Annotated in this window: 15 protein-coding genes and 5 pseudogenes; 11 read left to right on the forward strand and 9 right to left on the reverse strand. The window is 59.3% G+C overall.

Annotated features, from left to right (window positions below):
* Nucleotides 1–60 precede the first annotated feature (60 nt).
* Together ORS3428_RS18495 and ORS3428_RS18500 are read left to right on the forward strand one after the other, a co-directional pair.
* A pseudogene (locus ORS3428_RS18495) lies at nt 61–514 on the forward strand (DUF2231 domain-containing protein).
* A gap of 12 nt (nt 515–526) precedes the next feature.
* Nucleotides 527–1,838, forward strand: a pseudogene (locus tag ORS3428_RS18500) (PQQ-dependent sugar dehydrogenase).
* A 12-nt stretch (nt 1,839–1,850) separates the two neighbouring features.
* Here ORS3428_RS18500 and ORS3428_RS18505 read toward each other — a convergent pair.
* Nucleotides 1,851–2,357 carry an alpha-ketoglutarate-dependent dioxygenase AlkB gene (locus tag ORS3428_RS18505; protein ID WP_338011940.1) on the reverse strand — a complete coding sequence of 169 codons (507 nt, stop codon included), beginning with the start codon at nt 2,355–2,357 and terminating at the stop codon, nt 1,851–1,853.
* A gap of 210 nt (nt 2,358–2,567) precedes the next feature.
* On the opposite strand from ORS3428_RS18505, the gene ORS3428_RS18510 reads away from it, so the two are divergent.
* The 4 genes from ORS3428_RS18510 to ku all read left to right on the forward strand — a co-directional run bounded on the left by ORS3428_RS18510 (nt 2,568) and on the right by ku (nt 5,886).
* Nucleotides 2,568–2,783, forward strand: a complete 216-nt coding sequence (locus ORS3428_RS18510) for a KTSC domain-containing protein (RefSeq protein ID WP_071099739.1) — start codon at nt 2,568–2,570, stop codon at nt 2,781–2,783.
* 478 nt (nt 2,784–3,261) lie between these two features.
* Entirely contained in the window at nt 3,262–4,068 is an 807-nt protein-coding gene (locus ORS3428_RS18515) for a nucleotidyltransferase (RefSeq protein ID WP_071099740.1), read from the forward strand.
* Entirely contained in the window at nt 4,061–4,807 is a 747-nt protein-coding gene (locus ORS3428_RS18520) for a metallophosphoesterase family protein (RefSeq protein WP_071099741.1), read from the forward strand. The genes ORS3428_RS18515 and ORS3428_RS18520 overlap by 8 nt, the downstream gene beginning before the upstream one ends.
* 260 nt (nt 4,808–5,067) lie before the next feature.
* Complete coding sequence (gene ku / locus ORS3428_RS18525) at nt 5,068–5,886, forward strand: non-homologous end joining protein Ku (RefSeq protein ID WP_071099742.1); 819 nt, start codon at nt 5,068–5,070, stop codon at nt 5,884–5,886.
* 282 nt (nt 5,887–6,168) lie between these two features.
* On the opposite strand, the gene ORS3428_RS18530 is transcribed toward ku, so the two are convergent.
* Entirely contained in the window at nt 6,169–7,200 is a 1,032-nt protein-coding gene (locus tag ORS3428_RS18530) for an ATP-dependent DNA ligase (protein WP_071099743.1), read from the reverse strand.
* Between the two features lie 146 nt (nt 7,201–7,346).
* On the opposite strand from ORS3428_RS18530, the gene ORS3428_RS18535 reads away from it, so the two are divergent.
* Nucleotides 7,347–7,955: a cysteine hydrolase family protein gene (locus ORS3428_RS18535; RefSeq protein ID WP_071099744.1), complete on the forward strand. Its 609-nt coding sequence runs from the start codon at nt 7,347–7,349 to the stop codon at nt 7,953–7,955.
* Between the two features lie 51 nt (nt 7,956–8,006).
* Here ORS3428_RS18535 and ORS3428_RS18540 read toward each other — a convergent pair whose 3' ends face one another.
* A complete protein-coding gene (locus ORS3428_RS18540; RefSeq protein ID WP_071099745.1) occupies nt 8,007–10,307 on the reverse strand; it encodes an FdhF/YdeP family oxidoreductase in 2,301 nt (766 codons plus the stop codon).
* 88 nt (nt 10,308–10,395) lie between these two features.
* Nucleotides 10,396–10,635, reverse strand: a pseudogene (locus ORS3428_RS34010) (PCC domain-containing protein); the annotation flags it as partial.
* Nucleotides 10,636–10,967: 332 nt separating this feature from the next.
* Between ORS3428_RS34010 and ORS3428_RS18550 the strand changes: the two are divergent.
* Nucleotides 10,968–11,363, forward strand: coding sequence for a DMT family transporter (locus ORS3428_RS18550; RefSeq protein ID WP_071099747.1), 396 nt, complete (start codon nt 10,968–10,970; stop codon nt 11,361–11,363).
* Nucleotides 11,356–12,153 (forward strand): DMT family transporter, encoded by a 798-nt coding sequence (locus ORS3428_RS18555; RefSeq protein WP_071099748.1) that lies wholly within the window; start codon nt 11,356–11,358, stop codon nt 12,151–12,153. Before ORS3428_RS18550 ends, ORS3428_RS18555 begins: the two co-directional genes overlap by 8 nt.
* Nucleotides 12,154–12,157: 4 nt before the next feature.
* Here the strand turns inward: ORS3428_RS18555 and ORS3428_RS18560 are convergent, their stop codons facing one another.
* On the reverse strand, nt 12,158–12,676 hold the full coding sequence (locus ORS3428_RS18560) for a DUF6496 domain-containing protein (RefSeq protein ID WP_071099762.1): 519 nt from the start codon (nt 12,674–12,676) through the stop codon (nt 12,158–12,160).
* A gap of 428 nt (nt 12,677–13,104) precedes the next feature.
* A complete protein-coding gene (locus ORS3428_RS18565; protein WP_071099763.1) occupies nt 13,105–14,412 on the reverse strand; it encodes an NRAMP family divalent metal transporter in 1,308 nt (435 codons plus the stop codon).
* A gap of 211 nt (nt 14,413–14,623) precedes the next feature.
* On the opposite strand from ORS3428_RS18565, the gene ORS3428_RS18570 reads away from it, so the two are divergent.
* Nucleotides 14,624–15,502, forward strand: a complete 879-nt coding sequence (locus ORS3428_RS18570; protein WP_338011941.1) for an ATP-dependent DNA ligase — start codon at nt 14,624–14,626, stop codon at nt 15,500–15,502.
* A gap of 321 nt (nt 15,503–15,823) precedes the next feature.
* Here ORS3428_RS18570 and ORS3428_RS18575 read toward each other — a convergent pair.
* The 3 genes and pseudogenes from ORS3428_RS18575 to ORS3428_RS34015 form a co-directional block, all read right to left on the reverse strand.
* A pseudogene (locus ORS3428_RS18575) lies at nt 15,824–16,054 on the reverse strand (hypothetical protein); the annotation flags it as partial.
* A gap of 349 nt (nt 16,055–16,403) precedes the next feature.
* Complete coding sequence (locus ORS3428_RS18580) at nt 16,404–16,829, reverse strand: type II toxin-antitoxin system VapC family toxin (RefSeq protein ID WP_071099750.1); 426 nt, start codon at nt 16,827–16,829, stop codon at nt 16,404–16,406.
* Nucleotides 16,829–16,969 (reverse strand): annotated as a pseudogene (locus tag ORS3428_RS34015) (type II toxin-antitoxin system prevent-host-death family antitoxin); the annotation flags it as partial. The gene ORS3428_RS18580 and the pseudogene ORS3428_RS34015, both read right to left, overlap by 1 nt.
* Nucleotides 16,970–17,004: 35 nt before the next feature.
* On the opposite strand from ORS3428_RS34015, the gene ORS3428_RS33090 reads away from it, so the two are divergent.
* Entirely contained in the window at nt 17,005–17,199 is a 195-nt protein-coding gene (locus ORS3428_RS33090; RefSeq protein WP_131802920.1) for a hypothetical protein, read from the forward strand.
* The last annotated feature ends 635 nt before the right edge of the window (nt 17,200–17,834 follow it).

Genomic DNA, 17,834 nt, shown 5'->3' on the forward strand with positions numbered 1-17,834 from the left:
CCGCCTGATTGCCTTGTTCGATCTCTGGATACCCGACAGATCGCGGAAAGGAGCTTCGGCATGGCAAATCCAAGATCAACGGCAAGTTTAGCCGGACACCCTATTCATCCCATGCTGGTCACGGTGCCGATAGCCTGTTTTTTCGGCACCTTACTGACTGACATAGCCTATTGGCGGGCTGCGGAAATGATGTGAGYCGACTTCTCTGCATGGCTGGTCACCGTCGGCGTCATCGTCGGGATCCTCGCGGCCATCGTCGGCCTCACAGATTTCGTCGGCGGACGCCAGATACGCGAGCAACCGACCGCTTGGCTGCACATGGCCGGCAATCTGCTCGCGCTCGTGCTCGCCTTCTTCAACATGCTCGTCCACACGCRCGACGCCTGGACTTCGGTCGTGCCGACAGGACTGATCTTGTCGGCGCTGGTCGTGGTGATCCTGATCTTCACGGGCTGGCTCGGYTGGGGGCTGGTCTATCCGCCGTCACGTAGGAGTGGCCGATGAGACGATCTGATGGACATTTCAAATGGACGACGGCGGCTTTGTTGTTCGCAGTTGCCATGGGGCTTCAAGCTGCAGCGACAATGACGACATCAGCCCCGGCGACCAGATCGGTCCGAACCCTAAATTGYCGGAGATAAACCAGTATCTCTTCCCGCCCATGCACCTCGCGTCGGTGGTCGGCTGGAGGAATGACGAAAAACCTGCGGTCGCGCAGGGCCTGCAGATCCAGGCGCTGGCGAAGGGTCTGCAGCATCCCCGCTCACTCTATGTTCTGCCCAACGGCGATATTCTTGTCGTGGAGTCCACGGCGCCGAAGGGGGCATCGATCAAGCGGCCGAAGGACATTATCATGGACTTGGTCGAGTCCTGGGTCACTTCGGGCGGCGACACAGGCCCGAGCAACCGCATCACCCTGCTGCGCGACACCAACGGGCGACGGCAAGCCCGAATATCAGGGCGTCTTCCTTGATCATCTCAACTCGCCCTTCGGCGTGGCGCTGGTCGGCAACGACTTCTACGTCGCCAATACGGACGCGATCGTGCGCTATCCATATCAGCCGGGTGAAACCAAGATCACCGCTCCAGGCACGGTGCTGACGCTGCTGCCCGGCGGCCCGATCGACCACCACTGGACGAAGAGCCTGGTCGCGAGCCCCGACGGATCGCTGCTTTACGTCGGTGTCGGCTCGAACAGCAACATCACCGAGAACGGCATCCAGGCCGAAAAGGACCGTGCGGCGATCTGGGAGGTCGATCGCGCGACCGGCCGCTGGCGCATCTTCGCCAGCGGATTGCGCAATCCCAACGGTCTGTCGTTCGAGCCTGAGAGCAAGGCGCTCTGGACCGTCGTCAACGAGCGCGACGAACTCGGAGCGAACCTGGTGCCCGATTACATGACATCGGTGAAGGACGGCGCCTTCTACGGCTGGCCTTACAGCCAGCATGTCGATCCGCGGGTCATGCCACARCGGCCGGACATGGTCGCGAAGGCGATCCCGCCGGATTACGCGCTGAGCTCTCATGTCGCGCCGCTCGGGCTTGCCTTCTACACCGCCACCAGCCTGCCCCAGAACTATCATGGCGGCGCCTTCGTCGGCGAGCATGGCAGCTGGAACCGCAACCGCTTCAACGGCTACAAGGTCGTGTTCGTGCCGTTCAGCGGTGGCCGCCCGAACGGCATGGCGCAAGACGTCGTCACCGGCTTTCTCAACGACAAGGGYGAAGCGAGGGGACGGCCGGTCGGCGTCGCGGTGGACAAATCGGGCGCGCTGTTGATTGCCGACGACGTCGGCAACACCGTGTGGCGGGTGACGGCAGCCGCTCCAGCCTCGTAAGGGGGCAAGCACTCACAGATTGGACCTCAAGGTCCGAAAGGTGACGGAGTAGCGGTGCCGGTTGACCGGTGGAATGCTGTGCTCCCATTCATTGCGCGCCGGGCCGGCCATCAGATAGGCGGACCTCGGCTCGACCTCGATAGTTTCCCGATCCCAGGCCCCACCGTTCCTGCGGCGTAGCCGGAAGTTGCACGGCGCCAGCAGCGACACGCCTGCGACGAGCTCAAATTGCGGTTTATCCCGATGCCAGCCTATGCCGGCGCCCGGCCGGTATTCGTTGACCAGTACTTGCGCGAATTCAGCAGCGAACCGCTCCGCGAAGATGGCGACCTTGTCGCGGAGCGGCAGCAGGAAATCGGGAATAGGCGCCGCTTCCACAACCTCGCGGCGATCATACTCGTAACGCCGGCCGAAGCCGACGACCTGCCTGTTGGCAAGATGGCCATGAAAGTCGAATGGCTTGAACGGTAGGTCCTCGATGTGGCGGACCAACTCGGTTTCTTCCTCGCGCGTGATCATCTCCGGCCGGTAGCGGAATCCTTTCGGGAAGCTATCTGGTGTTCCGAAAAGATCKCCCTGCCTGGCTGGCGTCGCGGTTCTGGATTTCGTCGATGGCATAGGCTGCAATAGTGTGCGCCGCCATTCGTGCAAGCTCCCTCGCAACCGCTCCGGCATAGGTGGAACCCCGCGATCCGCCGCGGATTATCTTTCGTCAGCAGGAGGTCAGGTATGCCCTCCAATGCCATCCGGAATACGCGCTACGATCCGTCGACGAGGGTCCTTTCGGTTTGGTTCGTTCCGAGCGGAGACCATTACGCCTATGAAGAGGTGGAGCCCGAGATTTACGCGGCGTTCAAAGCGGCTCCATCGAAGGGTCGGTTCTTCAATAAGTACGTCCGCAACCGATACAGATTCCACCTGGTAGCGCATGGAGATCGGGTTTGAGCGAGGCATGCCTACTGCAGCGCCGCAACCGCCGAGAGCGGAACGTTTGTCTGCGTTACCGGTTATCCCAAGACCAGCGACGCACTAGCTGGATAACCACCTTCGAAGAGGAGACGCCATGTTGGGCACCGATCTATGGCTGCTCGTCGTCGCCGGGGGGCCGCTAATTCTCCTGCTCGCGATGGTCTATGTCCTATTGACCCGCCGTCGCAGGAGCCTAGTCGAACGGCGTGAGAGTGACCGGGCGACGGAGCACTTGTACCGCGAGCAAGAGGACCAGTGAGGCAGCCAGGCAATTGCGCTAGGCGTTTGCTTTCATGCAGTCCTGCAGATGCAACACGCGCGGTGCAGCGTCCTGATTTTCGCGCCGGAAAATGCCGCCGTGCTCCTCTCGCAAACACCTGTCGGCGGAACGAGRYAGGGTGRCAGCTGTTATCGAACTAGGCAGACGATAGGTCCGAAGCCGGAGTAACGGTTCATGACCAACGATAAGGCGCCGGACGCTCCGGCATCGCTTCCAGAGATCGACGCAAAGGCTGAGCCGACGCTGAGAAGCACAGAGGCGGAAGCGTTCTACACGCATGCGATCTGTGAACTCGCCGCTACCGACATTCCCTTTCTCGTCGCCGGAACATACGCCGTAAGCGCTTATACGGGCGTTGTCCGTCAGACAAAGGACCTGGATATTTTCTGCAAGGCTGGAGATTGTGCGCGGATCCTCACTCACTTCAAGGACATCGGCTATCAGGTCGGAATCGAGGATGACCGATGGCTCGGAAAGGTGTTCAAGGACAGGCACTTCTTCGACGTGATCTTTGCCTCGGCCAACGGCACCATGCAGATTGAGGATCAGTGGCTGGAGCGTGCCCGACAGATCRAATTGCTGGGCAGCAGGGTGAGGATCATCGGCCCGACGGAGCTGATCTGGTCGAAATGCTTCATCCAGGACAGAGGACGCCATGACGGCGCCGACATCGCCCACATCATCCTCAAGGCGCACGACCAGATCGATTGRCAAAGGCTGCTTTCTTATCTCGACATTCATTGGGAACTGCTGCTGATGCAGCTTCTCAACTTCCGATGGATCTATCCGAGTGAGCGCAATCACGTTCCAGACTGGCTGCTTGATGACCTGCTCGCGCGGCTTGCGATGCAACGGCAGCTGCCCCCGTCCAAAATGAAGATCTGTCGCGGCTATCTGCTGTCGCGCAATGACTACGAGATCGACGTCAAGGAATGGGGATTTGCCRGCGTCAGCGGAGTTGGAGAGCAGCGCGATGCCTGACCGAACCAAGACAGCAAGACCAAACAGCGATGGTACAATCAAGATCGCAGCAATGGGGGACCTCCACGTCCAGGAAGATGCCCAGAACTCCTACCGCGATCTCTTCGCCGAGGTATCRCGAGAAGCCGATGTCCTTGTCCTAACGGGTGACCTCACCAATCTAGGCAAACCTGCGGAAGCTGAGCTTCTTGCCGAGGATCTCCGCGCCTGCTCAATCCCCGTCGTTGGCGTGCTCGGCAATCATGATTTCGAATCCGGATCTGCCGAGCAAGTCGCGGCAACGCTGCGTCAGGCGGGCGTCCATCTGCTCGATGGGCAGGTAATAGAACTGAATGAGGTCGGCTTTGTCGGTGTGAAGGGATTTATCGGTGGGTTCGGTCCAAGGATGCTGGGCTCGTTCGGTGAGCCGGCGATCAAGGCGATGGTGGCCGAGAGCGTGAACGAAGCTATGCGACTTGAGAATGCCATGCGGCAAGTCCGCGCCAAGCGCACCCTTGTGGTTCTCCATTACGCGCCGATCCCCGAGACCGTGGCAGGTGAACCACTGGAAATCTTCCCGTTCCTGGGCTCGTCGAGACTGGCCGAAACTATCGACCGTTTCAAGGTGAGCGCGGTTGTTCATGGTCATGCCCATCGTGGCTCATATGAAGGTCAGACCCCGGGAGGCGCTAGAGTCTATAACGTCGCCAAGCACGTGACCAAGCCAACGGGCCGTCCTTATGCGCTGCTTGAAATCTGAGGCACTGCCTGCGGCCGAGCCTCCGGGAACCATGACGGTGGAGATAAGTTGGACTGGAAACGGACAAAGGATTTTTCGATGCCAGATCCCAGACAACCAGATCCTGATCGTGACATGCTGATGCCATCCCCGAACTGGAAGCCGGAGCCAGTGAGGGAGCCGGAGCCAAATGATTTGCCCACTCAGGCGCCGCATCCCAATCCTGATGAAACCGACGAACCGCCGGCGCATGCTGAGCGAATCCCGCCGGAGTGAGATCGATGACTGCACCGCGCGCCATCTGGAAAGGTTTCATGAAGATCGGATCGGTGTCGTGTGGGGTTAAGATCGTCGGCGCCACCAACGAGGCCTCCAAAATCCATTTCAGGATATTGAACCGGAGGGACGGCCTGCCGGTGAAAAGCGCATATATCGATGAGGGGACTGGCGAGCCGGTTGATGCCGAGGATCAAGTCAAGGGCTTCGAGACCGACACGAACGATTTCGTCCAGATCGAGCCCGACGAGATCAAGGCACTGAAACTGACCTCCGAACACACGCTTGAAATTGGCGAGTTCGTGCCGGTCGCCGAGATTGACACGCGCTATTTCGAAAAGCCCTATTATCTGATTCCGGCTGACGAGGCTTCAGTCGAGGCATTCAGCGTTATCCGAGAGGCCATGAAGAATAAACGGGTAGCGGCGCGTTCCTGTGTCGTCCTTTACMAGCGTGGGCGGGAAGTTCTCGTCCAGCCCTTTGGCGACGGCATGCTTCTCACCGAATTGCGAGATCACAACGAGATGGTTTCGGAGGTGTCGGTGTTCGAGGGTCTGCAGAACCAGGACTACGACCCCGACCTCCTCGAAATCGCTGGGCTGCTAATCGACAAGAAGGCGACCAAATTCGACCCTTCGAAATTCGAGGATACGTACRAGAATGCTCTGATTGCCATGATTGACGCCAAGCGCAAAGGCAAGAAGCCGCCCGCGGCTGCGCCGAAACCGCGAGAGAACGTCGTCGATCTGGCCGAAGTCCTACGCAAAAGCCTGGCAAAGGAAGGCATCAGCGCCTCCGCGGGTCGCAAGCGCAAGTCGGCTTGACGAAGAGCAGGTTCGACAACTGCTAATCTGACCTTTCCTTGGAAGGCCGCGCGAGACAACGCGTCCCTTTTCGCCTGGCAAGCCGCGTCTCGTGGTACGCGTCATCTTCAGCGGGCAGAGTTCCCTTCGCTTCCGCTTCGTCTTGCGAACCCACGTCCACCGCCGCCTGCTGCGAGCAGTTTCGGCTCGCGGTTCACTCAGTTGAAGGCCCTTCAGGCGATCGGTGGTTCTGGCGATTCGAGCAAGCGACGACCGTCGTCGCAGCCGGCCGCGCAGCATCATCTATGCGATCTGGTCGAACGTGCATTGACGCGGGGACTTGTCGGGCCGCCAACGCACCAATGTTGTTCCGTGTCGGAAACGATCACCGGTCACATGATCGAAGCGGACCTCCACAACCGTTTCTGGCCGCACCGGCTCCCATTTTGAGCTGCGCTCTTTGCTCCAGCGGCTCGGGCCGCTCGGCGCCTTGCCGGTGAAGCCGGGCCCCCCGCGCGACAGCTCGAGTTTTTTGGTGAGTGCCGCCCGCTCGTCATTGGCGATGGTCGAGGTGAAGCCGACATGGTCGAGCTCGCCGCGCTCGTTGTAGAGCCCAAGCAGCAGCGAGCCGACCTGGCGCTGGCCATTCAGGTAGCGGAAGCCGCCGACCACACAGTCGGCTGTGCGCAGCCGTTTGGCCTTGATCATCGCGCGCTTGCCCGGCCGGTAGGGTTCGGCCAAGGCCTTGGCGACGACCCCATCGGTGGCACCTTGGCCGGCGCCACGCAACCATCGTCTGGCGGTTGCCAAGCTCAGTGTGACCGGCGAGAGCCTCAGTGCGTCATTTTTTGACTGGGTAACGATGTCCTCGATCACCCGACGTCGATCGGCCAAGGGCATTTCGAGCACAATCTCGCTTCCTGGGGCGGCCAGTGCATCGAACAGGATCAACCGCGCCGGCGTCTCCAGGCTCAGCCTGCGGATCCGGCTCTCGGCCGGGTGAAGACGCATCTGCAGCGCGTCGAAGCGGGCGCGCCCGTCTATCTCGATCACAATCTCGCCGTCTATGACGAATTGCCTCGGAGCGAGATTGCGCAGCATCGTTGTCAATTCGGGAAAATAGCGGCCGAGCGGCTCGCCGGATTTGGCGCGAAGCTCGACGGTTTCGTTGCCCTTGAAGGCCAGGCAGCGGAATCCATCCCATTTCGGCTCGTACTGCCAGAGACCTTCGGGCAGCGCATCCGCAGCCCGCGCCTCCATCGGAGGCGTATCCAAAGGCAGCGGAAAGCCATTGTTCGATGCTGCTGTTTGGGCCGAAATTCTGGAAGTCTTCATCTCGATTGAACGTTCAACCACAGGGGTTGTTTCCGGCGATAGGAACGAGTTGCAGGTCGGGGCGTTGCTCCACCACAGTTGATTCTCGACCGCTTAGACCGACAACGACGTCGTCAAATGAAGATGAATTTCCGTCAGGAATCCTGATGTCGGCGTCCGGCTTGAGCTATGGTTCTCTGGGCGAGCGCTGCGCGCATCTTTGCGTAGACATGCAGAGATTGTTCGCTGAACCTTCCGAATGGGCGACGCCGTGGATCACCCGTGTCCTTCCCAGAATCGCGACTCTCGTCGAGCGGAAGGCCGAGCAGACCATCTTCACGCGCTTCGTGCCGGCTGAAAAACCTGGCCTGGGTGTCGGCACTTGGAGGCGGTACTACGAACGCTGGGCGTCGATGACCATCGAGAATGTCGGTCCCGACATGATCGAGTTGCTGCCGCCGCTGTCATCATTTTGTCCGCCGGCACAGGTGATTGATAAACATGTCTATTCGCCTTGGGCGGAGGGCAGGCTGCAGGCGGCACTTGCCACCCGGAGCATCGACACGCTCGTGGTCACCGGCGGCGAAACCGACGTCTGCGTGCTTGCAACCGTCCTCGGAGCGATCGACATCGGCTACCGCGTCGTGCTAGTCACCGATGCGCTTTGCAGTTCCTCGGACGCGACGCACGATGCGTTGATGACCGTCTACCGCCAACGCTTTGCACAACAGGTGGAAACCGTTGAGATGGAGACGGTTCTTTCGGCCTGGACCTAGCAGAGGACGGAGCAGTTCAGCGATTGTGTCGCTCGCCGAGCTGGGCTAGCACTATGCGATTATCCGAACCRGCACTGACTTTACCGCCGGCACATGCGCCTTATGGGCGCGGTGCCAAAGCGGYACGAGAGGGTTGAGTTCCGGATAGTAGCCCGCGCAGTTGCCGCTCGGGATGGAGTAGGACGTGACCCTCAGGCCTTTCACCCGTCGCTCAATCCCATCATCGGYGTGCGCCTCGAGATCGACCTCCTGCCCCTCGCTAAGCCCCATCCGTCRTATGTCTTCTTCATTCATCAAGAGGATCATTCGCGTTCCGATAATCCCGCGCAGCCGGTCGCGATAGCCATAGACCGTGGTGTTGAACTGATCGTTGGATCGAACCGTGATCAGCGTCAGTACATCCTTACCGGAAACATCAATGTCCGGATCCGTGTCCAAAGTGGTGGGCAGCTTGAAATTCGCTTTCTTGTTCGGTGTTTGCCACACACGTTTCGACGCCTTGATGTCGCGATGGAATCCGCCTGGCGTGAGGAAGCGCTTGTTGAAGTCCTTGAAATGCGCCGGAAAGCAACGCTCGATTTCGTCGCGGACGCGCGAATAGTCCGCTACCCAATCGTCCCATGGGATCGAACTCTTGCCTGCCACCGCTGCCTTAGCCAGCTCCGCGACGATGCTCGGCTCCGACAGCACGTGTTCGCCAGGCTTCGGTCGCGATCCGAACGAGCCGTGGATGCAGGCGGTCGAGTCCTCCATCGAAAGCCATTGCGGCCCGCTGGCCTGGACGTCCTTTTCCAGCCGCGACAGGCATGGGAGCAGATATGTCACCTTTCCGGGAATGAGATGGCTGCGGTTCAGCTTGGTGGCGACCTCGACATGAAGATCGAGATTCCGCCAGGCCTTCTCGACCAGTCGGGTTTCGGGCACCGCCCGCACGAAATTGCCGCCGAGCCCGACGAAACCGTGAACACGCCCATCGATCACGCCCTCGCAGGCCTCGACCGTGTCGAGCCCCTTTTCTCGCGGCGGCTCGAAGCCGTAGAACTCGCTGAACTTGTCGAGCGGGACGAGTTCCGGCTTTTCGGAAATGCCGACCGTGCGTTGCCCCTGGACGTTGGAGTGCCCGCGCAGCGGCGAAACGCCGGCTCCAGGCTTGCCGACATTCCCGCRCATGAGCAGAAGGTTGCACAGCATCTGCACGTTCTCGGTTCCGTGGCGATGCTGGGTCAGCCCCATGCCGTAGTTGCCGATCACCGCGTTTGCCACGCTGTAGATTTCAGCGACATGCTGGAGATTGGCTTGCGAGATGCCGGAGCGCCGAACAATACTTTCCCAATCGGTGGCGCGCAGATAGGCCTCGAATTCGGCAAAGCCTGAGGTGTGCTCTTCGATGAACTCGACATCGAGAACGCGTTTTTCGCCCCGTTCCCGGGCCGCGTCGTCGAGCGTCAGCACCGCCTTAGCGATGCCGGTCATCGCCGCGATATCGCCGCCCGCGCGGATCTGGAAGAAGTCGCTCGACATCTTCGTCCCCGGACCTGGCGACAGCATCTCGACCGGGTTCTGCGGATTCTTGAATCTCACGAGGCCGCGCTCGGGAAGAGGATTGAAGGTGATTACCGGCACACCGCGCTGGCGGGCATCCTCGATAGGGTGCAACAGCCGCGGCGCGGTGACGCCGGTGTTATGGCCAAAGAAGAGCATCATGTCGGATTTGGCGAAGTCTTCCAATTGCACCGTCCCGACAGGGGAGCCGATCGATTCCGGCAGGCCGACCGAAGTCGATTCGTGACACATGTTCGAGGAATCCGGCAGGTTCGAAGAGCCGTAGATGCGGGCGAACAGTTGATACATGAACGACGCCTCCAGCGAGGCGCGCCCGGACGTGTAGAAGACCACGGATTTCGGGTCGAGGCGCCGGAGCTGCGCGCCTATGTCGCCGAACGCATCTGACCACGCCACCGGTTCGTATTTGTCGGTGACGCTGTTGTAGCGCATCGGCTCCGTCAGCCGCCCCTGTTTCTCCAGATCGTGATCCGGCCAGTCCAGGAGTTCGGTCAGGCTACGCTCGGCAAAAAAGGACGGTCCGCAACGTCTGCTGGTCTGCTCCCACATCGTCGCCTTGGCGCCGTTTTCGCAGAACTCGAAAGGCCGTGGATCGGACGGCTTCGCCCATGAGCAGGAGACGCACATGTAGCCGTCCGCCTTGTTCTGCTTCAGCAACGTGTTCCATATGCTGGAGAGCAGCAGCCCCTGGTCCCGTGCATTGCGGAAGAGCGATTTCAGCGAGCCCCATCCCCCGGTCGGATGATTGTATTTCTTTATTTCCACATGGTCGGTGACGGCGGGTTCCATGTGCCTTTTTCCTTAAAAGAAGAACGTAGAGAAAAACTGCAACGAGTGGCAGTTGTTCCGATTTGCCGCTCACAAAGCCATCAGGCCTGAGGTCGATCAAAGCGATGCCGAGTTCGGGGCGCTTCGAGCGGCGCAGATGGCCGGGCGACTCGACAATGGTGATTTTGATTGTGGGCGGCACGGTGGATTCCAGCAGGTGGCCGCCGCGGGTCGATCCATCACTCAACCCAAGCACTGCATCGATATGCAGGCTTGGCTTGCCGCTGTCGTCGACGGCGATGTCGCCGATGGCGCTCAGTACCTCGCACTGCTCGTCTACATGTACTCTGCCCAGAAGTTTCGGCGATCAGCTTCGATCTAATCTCATCCGGCGGGATGGTGGTTGACGGTCCCAAACTCAAAACCGGAGCCTACGTTCCAACCCAAACGGCGACAACTATCGACCGGTCCAGGCGGTCGCGCCGAACATTGGGAAAGCACACAACAGGTCGCGAACGCGTCGCAGTGCGAGCGGAACAATCGCCTGATGAAAAGGTTAGCGCGGATGTTCAGCCGCTGGTGGGCGCGACAGGGATGTCATTGTAGGCTCTGTGTCCACGGTGCAAAACCGAGCGCATCCGCGCTCGGCTGATCAGGATCGATCAGCGCATTCACTGAACCATGCGGGACGGCGGCGAGGCCACGGACAATAACTGGACAACCAACGCCAAGCTCGTGACCGGGATGGCTCTCTTCGGTTCAGCGACACCGATCAGCAAGATCATTACCTCTGCCATGCCCGTCTTCGTCGGCTCGATGCTCCGCATGGCGATTGGTGTGCTGGTTCTATTTCCGTTCATCGCGCGGGGTTGGCACGACGTCGCCAAGCTCTCCCGGCGCGATTGGTTTGTTGTGACGGTGATAGCCCTGTTCGGCATGTTCGGCTTTTCAGTGCTAATGCTCTCCGGCATCGGGATGGTCGCCGGCGCCGTTGGGGCCACGGTCATGAGCACCACGCCCGCCGTGACATCGGCGGCATCGATAGTTCTTCTCAAGGAAAAGCCGACTTGTGCGTAAGATCGCCGCGGTGGTGCTCGCGGTCGGCGGCGTGCTGATTCTGCAGCTAGGCCAAGGCGGTGGAAGCGATAACGCTGGAAGGCTTCTTCTCGGCTCTGCATTGGTCTTCGGCGCGGTCTGCTGTGAGGCAGTGTATACGCTCGTCGGTAAGAAGGCGTCCGAGACGATTGATCCGGTGCTTGTCGCGTTTCTGGCCGCGGCAATCGCCGTGCCGGTCTTCGTTCCGTTTGCGATTTGGCAGTGGCATGAGTTTCAGCCGGCACACGTCCCTGCGGCAGCTTGGCTCGCGCTCCTGTGGTATGGCGCGGGCACGCTGGCTCTCGGAAGCTGGTTCTGGTACTCGGGTGTCAGCAAGGCAGAAGGCGCGCTCGCAGCCGGTTTCATGGGTGTGATGCCGGCATCGGCGCTGATATTGTCCCATCTGCCGCTCAACGAGCCATTTCGGGCCCATCCACCTCATTGGCTTTGCCTTCGTCTTCCTCAGCGTTCTGCTTATTGCTTGGGAGAACGCAAAGCACGGCGGTTGAYGTCTGTATCTGATCAACCGATGAGCGAATTTTCGAAAACTCGCCCTCGGCCGTATCAGCTTGCTTGCGCTRGCGGCAGTGACGGTCGGCTCGTCCTTTCTCGACCTCGGCGGCTTAACGTCGCTTTGAATCCTGCGATCACCGTCGCCAAGTCGGCCACAGCCGGTCTTCTGTCCACGCATCTGGGAGGCACCTTGCGACGCCTCACCGTCGCCGCCGGTCTACTGATCGCCCTGTTCGGGTTGGCGCTGGTCGGCCCATAGGCTGTTAACCGGCGTGCGTCGACTGGCTGCGACGTGCGCGCGTTTTTGCTGCCTTCCGAGCCGCTGCCGATCGACCGRCCGCGCCCTTTGTCTGTGCTGCTTTCTTCGCCGCGGCCGAGCGTTGTTCGGCGGTGCGACTGGACGCTGCTCCCTTGGCCTGCTTTGAGAGCGCCTTGTGTGAGGCGCTGCTTTTCGGTTCATCCTTGAGAACATCTGAAACCGCTTTCGAGACCTTCGGGCGACGCTTTGGCTTACGTTCACCCTGGCCTACCTCCTGGGCGTATTTGGCGCTCTTGCGCGTGCTCTCCTTGACCTTGCCTTTTTTCGGCGGCGGTAGGTCGACCCCGGCGCGGCGGGCCTCGGAAAGGCCGATTGCGATTGCTTGCTTGGTGGAGCGCGCGCCGTGCTTGCCTTTGCGAACCTTGTCGATTTCCTCATGAACGAACTCGCCTGCCTGCGTGTTCGGTGACTTTCCTTCCTTCTTATCCTCTCGTGCCTTTTCGACGGTTTTTCTGCTGGGCATCTTTTCCTCCTTTGCCCGGAATATGATGTGATCGATTTCGCCGTGAGCGCCCACGAAGCTGCCTATTTCCACGCCTCCAAGGGGATCAGCCGTCAGGCGTAAGAGCCRTAGTCATCCGCGAAATGCTTTTGTCCGGGACTGCTTAGCCGTAATCACGATAGTTTTTTGGAACGCRGTGCTTCGGTGGGAGTTCCAAGTGTACGCCCGCAATGAAGGCTTTCTCGCTCAGGCGTCGACGCTCTGAGAACGTGCTTGTTCGGCTCCAGTCTAGAGAACGAAGTTAGCTAGGAAAGGAAATATCTAGGATGCCGAAATCAGCGAAACGGGAAAAACCCGCAAGCGAAAATCGTCAAAACCTCAGCCCAAAGGAAAAACCGCCCAGAGACACGCGCGAAAATCCGACGCCCAATCCGGATGGTCCTGCCGAACTAGCCGATGTTAAGAATCCATTCGATCGCCAAACCGAGGGCGCAAAACGACATGACAATGGTCGATAGCCAACCAAGCGAGCGTAACCAACCCTGCACGGGGAAATCTCCCATAACGTCCGCCCGATGCGTCATCAGCATCATCAGAACCATTACCGGCGCCGCRCAAATGCCGTTAATAACAGCACTCCAATAGAGCGCCTTGATTGGATCGAGCGGAGTGAACATTGCTCCAGTGCCGAGCGCCGCTGCAGTCCCTAATGTCGCGTAAAAAGCTACCGCTTCCTTGGGCTTTCGGTCCAATCCGACCGGCCAACGAAATGCCTCACCGACCRCGAACGCAGCGGATCCCGCCAAAACGGGCACCGCAAGCAATCCTGTTCCAATGATGCCAAGCGAAAAGACGACGTAGGCAAGGCGTCCGGCTATAGGTTCCAGGGCCTTTGCCGCGTCAGTCGATGAATTGATATCTGTGACACCTGACCTGTGGAGCGTAGCGGCTGTGGTTATGATGATGGCGATACCGATCACGTTGGAGAACGCCATCCCGACTAATGTATCGGCTCGAATGCRCTCTAACGCATGGGACGCTTGCCACGGCGCCCACTTCAGCGGCTTGGCTGACGGATTGCTTCCCTCTTCGTCCACCTCCTGCGAAGCCTGCCAGAAAAACAGATACGGAGAGATGGTCGTGCCGAAGATAGCAAGCAGAGTCGTGAAAAACGCGTTGCTCCACTCTAGCTGCGGCACAACAAGTCCCTTGGCTGCGTCCGCCCAGGAAACATCCGCCGCGAATATCGCGATGACATAGGTGAACAAGCTTAGCGTCGTCCATTTTAAGGCCATGACATAGCGGGCGTAGTCGAGGAATATCATCGCCGAGACACAGATCAGAGCAAAGGCGATGACGTAAACTTGGCCTGGCCCTCCCACCAATAATTTCGCTGATTCGGCCATTGCGCTGAGGTCCGCTCCGATATTCACGGTATTGGCGGTGAAGAGTAGCGCGACGACAAAGTACAGAAGGAAACCGGGATAATGCCGGGTCAAGTTGCCCGAAATACCGTTCCCGGTTGTGCGCCCAATCCTGGCAGCGATTTCCTGGATCGCTGCCATTAGAGGAAGGGTCAACACCATCGTCCAGCCGATGCTGAARCCCAACTGGGCGCCGGCTTGGCTGTACGTTCCGATACCCGAAGGATCATCATCTGAGGCACCGGTGATAAAGCCAGGTCCAAGTACCCGCAACAGCCGCTGAAAGGCTGCCTTTGGAGGCTCAGGCGAAAGCTYATTATCGATATTGGTCATAACTATCTCTGCCTCAGCTTCAGCCCACATTTGGCCGATGCAACGCTGGTTGACGCAAACCCGATGGCGGTATGTTTTAAGTCACGAATAAAAGCGCGGATGCAGCTCAACTGACGGCCGRCACCAATGTTCCGTCTTTTTTTAGCATATGCTAACGGAACGCTTGCAGCTGTGCGATGTTGAATCCAATTCGAGCTGTGTGAGAGTTCCAATGAGTACGCCCGTCAGTGGTCTGGCGTTGCTATTTGTGCGCCCGATGGAACCGGAGCTGGTTGAGAAGCCTCCAAAAGGGGCCGAGTGGAGCCATGAATTCAAATTCAACGGTTATCGCACGCAGGTGATTAAGTATCTCACGAGCATCCGGTTCTTCACCAAAAACGGCCACGACTGGAGCACCAAATTTTGGCCTCTGGCGGAAGAGGCGAAGTCGATCAATGCGCGAAGCTACATCATCGAAGGGGAGGTAATCGTCGACAACGAGCCACGGCTTTCCGATTTCCRCGCCGTCCGCTCGGCCATATCGAGACGCCCACAGGATCTCAATCTGGTCGCATTCGACCTCCTACATCTCAACGGCCATGATCTCCGCGATATGGTGTTGAGAGATAGACGACAAATCCTGCGAGCGCTCATCCCGGCAGGCGGCCATATTCAATTCAGCGAGGCGCTGCAAGGCACTGGTCATGCCGTCTACCATCTGGCGTGCCAAGCGGGTTTTGAAGGTATCGTCTCGAAGCGACTGGACAGCGTCTATCGCAGCGGCCCAACCATGAACTGGCGCAAGGTGGAGTGCTACGCTGAAAAGGAGATGGACATCATCRGCGTGAAGCGCGAGATAGGGAAGCCGTCGACGGTCCTAGTGGCAGACCAGGGTCGCTATATGGGCGGTGTCTTCGTCACCTTCGAAGCTGACAAGCGGCAGCAGCTTTGGGACAGCGTGCTGCTTAAATCAGGCGCGCCGACGCCAAAGGGCTTGGCGAAAGAAAAAGCCGAATGGCTGAAGCCCGGTTTGGTAGGCTTGATTAAGTTTCTGAAGGGCGAAAGGACGCTCCGTCACGCCACGTTCAAGGATTTTTGGGAGAAGACCTAAGCGTGTTCACCAAACCGCCGCGCCGACGGTCGTGTGTTTGGACCGATGCGCGTGAGCATCGGTCTCTGATCTCTCCAACTGGACAGACCGCCATCCAATACAAAGCGTACTCTGCGCGATACGATGAGGATTGGATGTCKCAAGAATTGCCGTCAGCACCTAATTGCGCAGCCTTCCTCGAGAAGCAGAACATTTATCGCCAAGTTGCTGGCAAACCTTTTGAGCCGCGAAGGATTACGGCATCGACCATTTCGTCCGGCCGTCATTTGCTGCAACATCTTCCAGCGTCGCCGGCGTTAAATGCTCAAAGCATTATTTCCGGCCGGGAGGGCCGACATGAATGTGGTTCTTGTCTCCCCAGCCATTGCCCGGCCATCCGCCCGACTTGGCGATCGCGCTGGAGTTCAAGCTTGTGCCGAGCAGAAGCGTAATGGCTGGCGGCGTCACCGCCGCAAACCGCCCTGCCTTCTTGAGAAAGTCGCGGCGCGCCTGAGCTTCCGAGACGAGAACCTCGGACCTGTTTTTCGAACGCTCTGCGGTTCCGGTCGTCATAATGATAACTCCCTCGAGGAGTTCCAAGGATTGCAATTTCCAATTCTGCCAATTTTACATTAGCACCTCGGGCATTGGGCTAGGAGTCAGCTTAAAGGCGTACCCGCGCTGAGGCATCATGCTTTTGCCGGCCGCCAACTCGGGCGGACCGAAGTCCTTGGCACCACCTTCGCCAAAAACTTGATGTCGCTACGCTGTCTTTCAAAGCCCAGGACGAAGGCCACGAATTTTGTACAGCCCTGTTCGGCTTCGCGAAATAATCCGCGACGATTGCCTCATTCTGCTCGTCGGACTAGTCACTGGCCATAGAGGCTTCCGAGCGGGCCAGCCAAGATGGAGGAGGCTCGAATCATACCAGCATCTGCGCCGGCACGCCGAGCGCTGGCCCGGCCTCGGCCAGCCGCTGGTCGAGCGTATGCACTGTAGCCCCGTTCTCCGATGCGATAGCGAGATGCAGTGCGTCGCCCGCACGAAGCCCAAAGGCATGTTGATCGGCAAATCTCGCTGCCGCCCGAAACTGCCCCCCTGTCACGCTCAGCACAGTGAAGCTCTCGGTAACGAGCTTGTTGAACATGGCGAGCGCCGCTGCGCGCTGTTTCAGGCTGATCTGTCCGGTCCGCAGCTTGATCGCCATGGCGGAAGACATCTGGGTGATGGTCCAATCGCTGATCAGGAACTGCGCCGGGTCCTGTTCCACGAGCCAAGCCTGAACAAGCGGCGTCGTCGCTTCGTTGGAGAGTGCCGCGACGATCAGCGACGTATCGAGATACAGCATCAGTAGCGATCGCCATCCCGCATCGACCGCACGAGATCGGCGGCGCTCTGGGATTGGGGCGGCATGGCCGCCGTCAGTGATTGAAGCAGTGCGGCATCGATCGGCTTGCGCGGCCTAGCCACGGCGGTGAACCGCGCAACCTCAAGAATTCCAGCAGGAGGTTCGCCGATGCGGCATGTTCTCACCCGGCGACATGATCCGGGAACGCGCGGTATCCAAGGTGGCGCCCGAGTTCGGCATCTCCGACGTAGCGCTGCGCAAGAAATGCGTAAATCCCGCCATCCCCTCGCCGGACGCCACCTATTGGGACGGCTGCATGCCGGGCGCCCGGTCAAGTGCAAACCACTGGGCGTCGCGCCAAAGGGTGTGAGCGATCGTATCGCGATCGATGCGCGCGCGAAGCTGTCGGCGCCCGAGCTGATCGAGGCGGCGATCGCAATCGCCAGACAGGCGGCGGAAGCTGTTGCCGCTAGGCACATGACAGCTGCCGGGATGGCATAGCGCCACCTGCGAGACACCGGCAGGATGGTCGAGAAGCGGTGGATCCAGCTAGATAGGCTACGGAACCATGCGGAAAGGTACGGGAGAGCTCTCGATTTGCGCCCACGAAAAAGTCAATAAAATCAACGGTGCGAGGTCGCCCTCCGGGCCTACCAGAATATTCAATTAAACTATTGAAATTATTACGTTTTTCCGAGATTGCCCAAAATGTGGACTCGAACCCCTTCGGGTTTTATTGAATCCGGTCGCAAAAAATCTCTGGTAGGCTTCGCGATCAATCTGACCCTCCAGACCTCGCGCACCGCAATGCGGGAGTGCGACAGAATCGGAAGGGTAGCGAGGAAGTCCGCCGAAGCGCAGGGCATATGTTGGTGTACTAAATTCAGCCTCGCTCCCGGCCTCTCGAACGGCAACTTTGCGCCTCATGCACGAACCCGCTTCGCGGGAGAGTCGCGTGGTTCTGAGATGACGCGTATTCATAGGCCTTGAGCAGTTAAAGCCTGC

The organism is Mesorhizobium sp. ORS 3428, from assembly GCF_001854785.1.
Classification (GTDB): Bacteria; Pseudomonadota; Alphaproteobacteria; order Rhizobiales; family Rhizobiaceae; genus Mesorhizobium.

What these genes read in the sequence shown, in the direction of transcription:
- ORS3428_RS33090 (WP_131802920.1), top strand. Translation starts at nt 17,005, where the DNA reads ATGTTCTCACCCGGCGACATGATCCGGGAACGCGCGGTATCCAAGGTG.
- ORS3428_RS18530 (WP_071099743.1), bottom strand. Translation starts at nt 7,200, where the DNA reads ATGAAGACTTCCAGAATTTCGGCCCAAACAGCAGCATCGAACAATGGC.
- ORS3428_RS18580 (WP_071099750.1), bottom strand. Translation starts at nt 16,829, where the DNA reads ATGCTGTATCTCGATACGTCGCTGATCGTCGCGGCACTCTCCAACGAA.
- ORS3428_RS18550 (WP_071099747.1), top strand. Translation starts at nt 10,968, where the DNA reads ATGCGGGACGGCGGCGAGGCCACGGACAATAACTGGACAACCAACGCC.
- ORS3428_RS18535 (WP_071099744.1), top strand. Translation starts at nt 7,347, where the DNA reads ATGTCGGCGTCCGGCTTGAGCTATGGTTCTCTGGGCGAGCGCTGCGCG.
- ORS3428_RS18510 (WP_071099739.1), top strand. Translation starts at nt 2,568, where the DNA reads ATGCCCTCCAATGCCATCCGGAATACGCGCTACGATCCGTCGACGAGG.
- ORS3428_RS18505 (WP_338011940.1), bottom strand. Translation starts at nt 2,357, where the DNA reads ATGATCACGCGCGAGGAAGAAACCGAGTTGGTCCGCCACATCGAGGAC.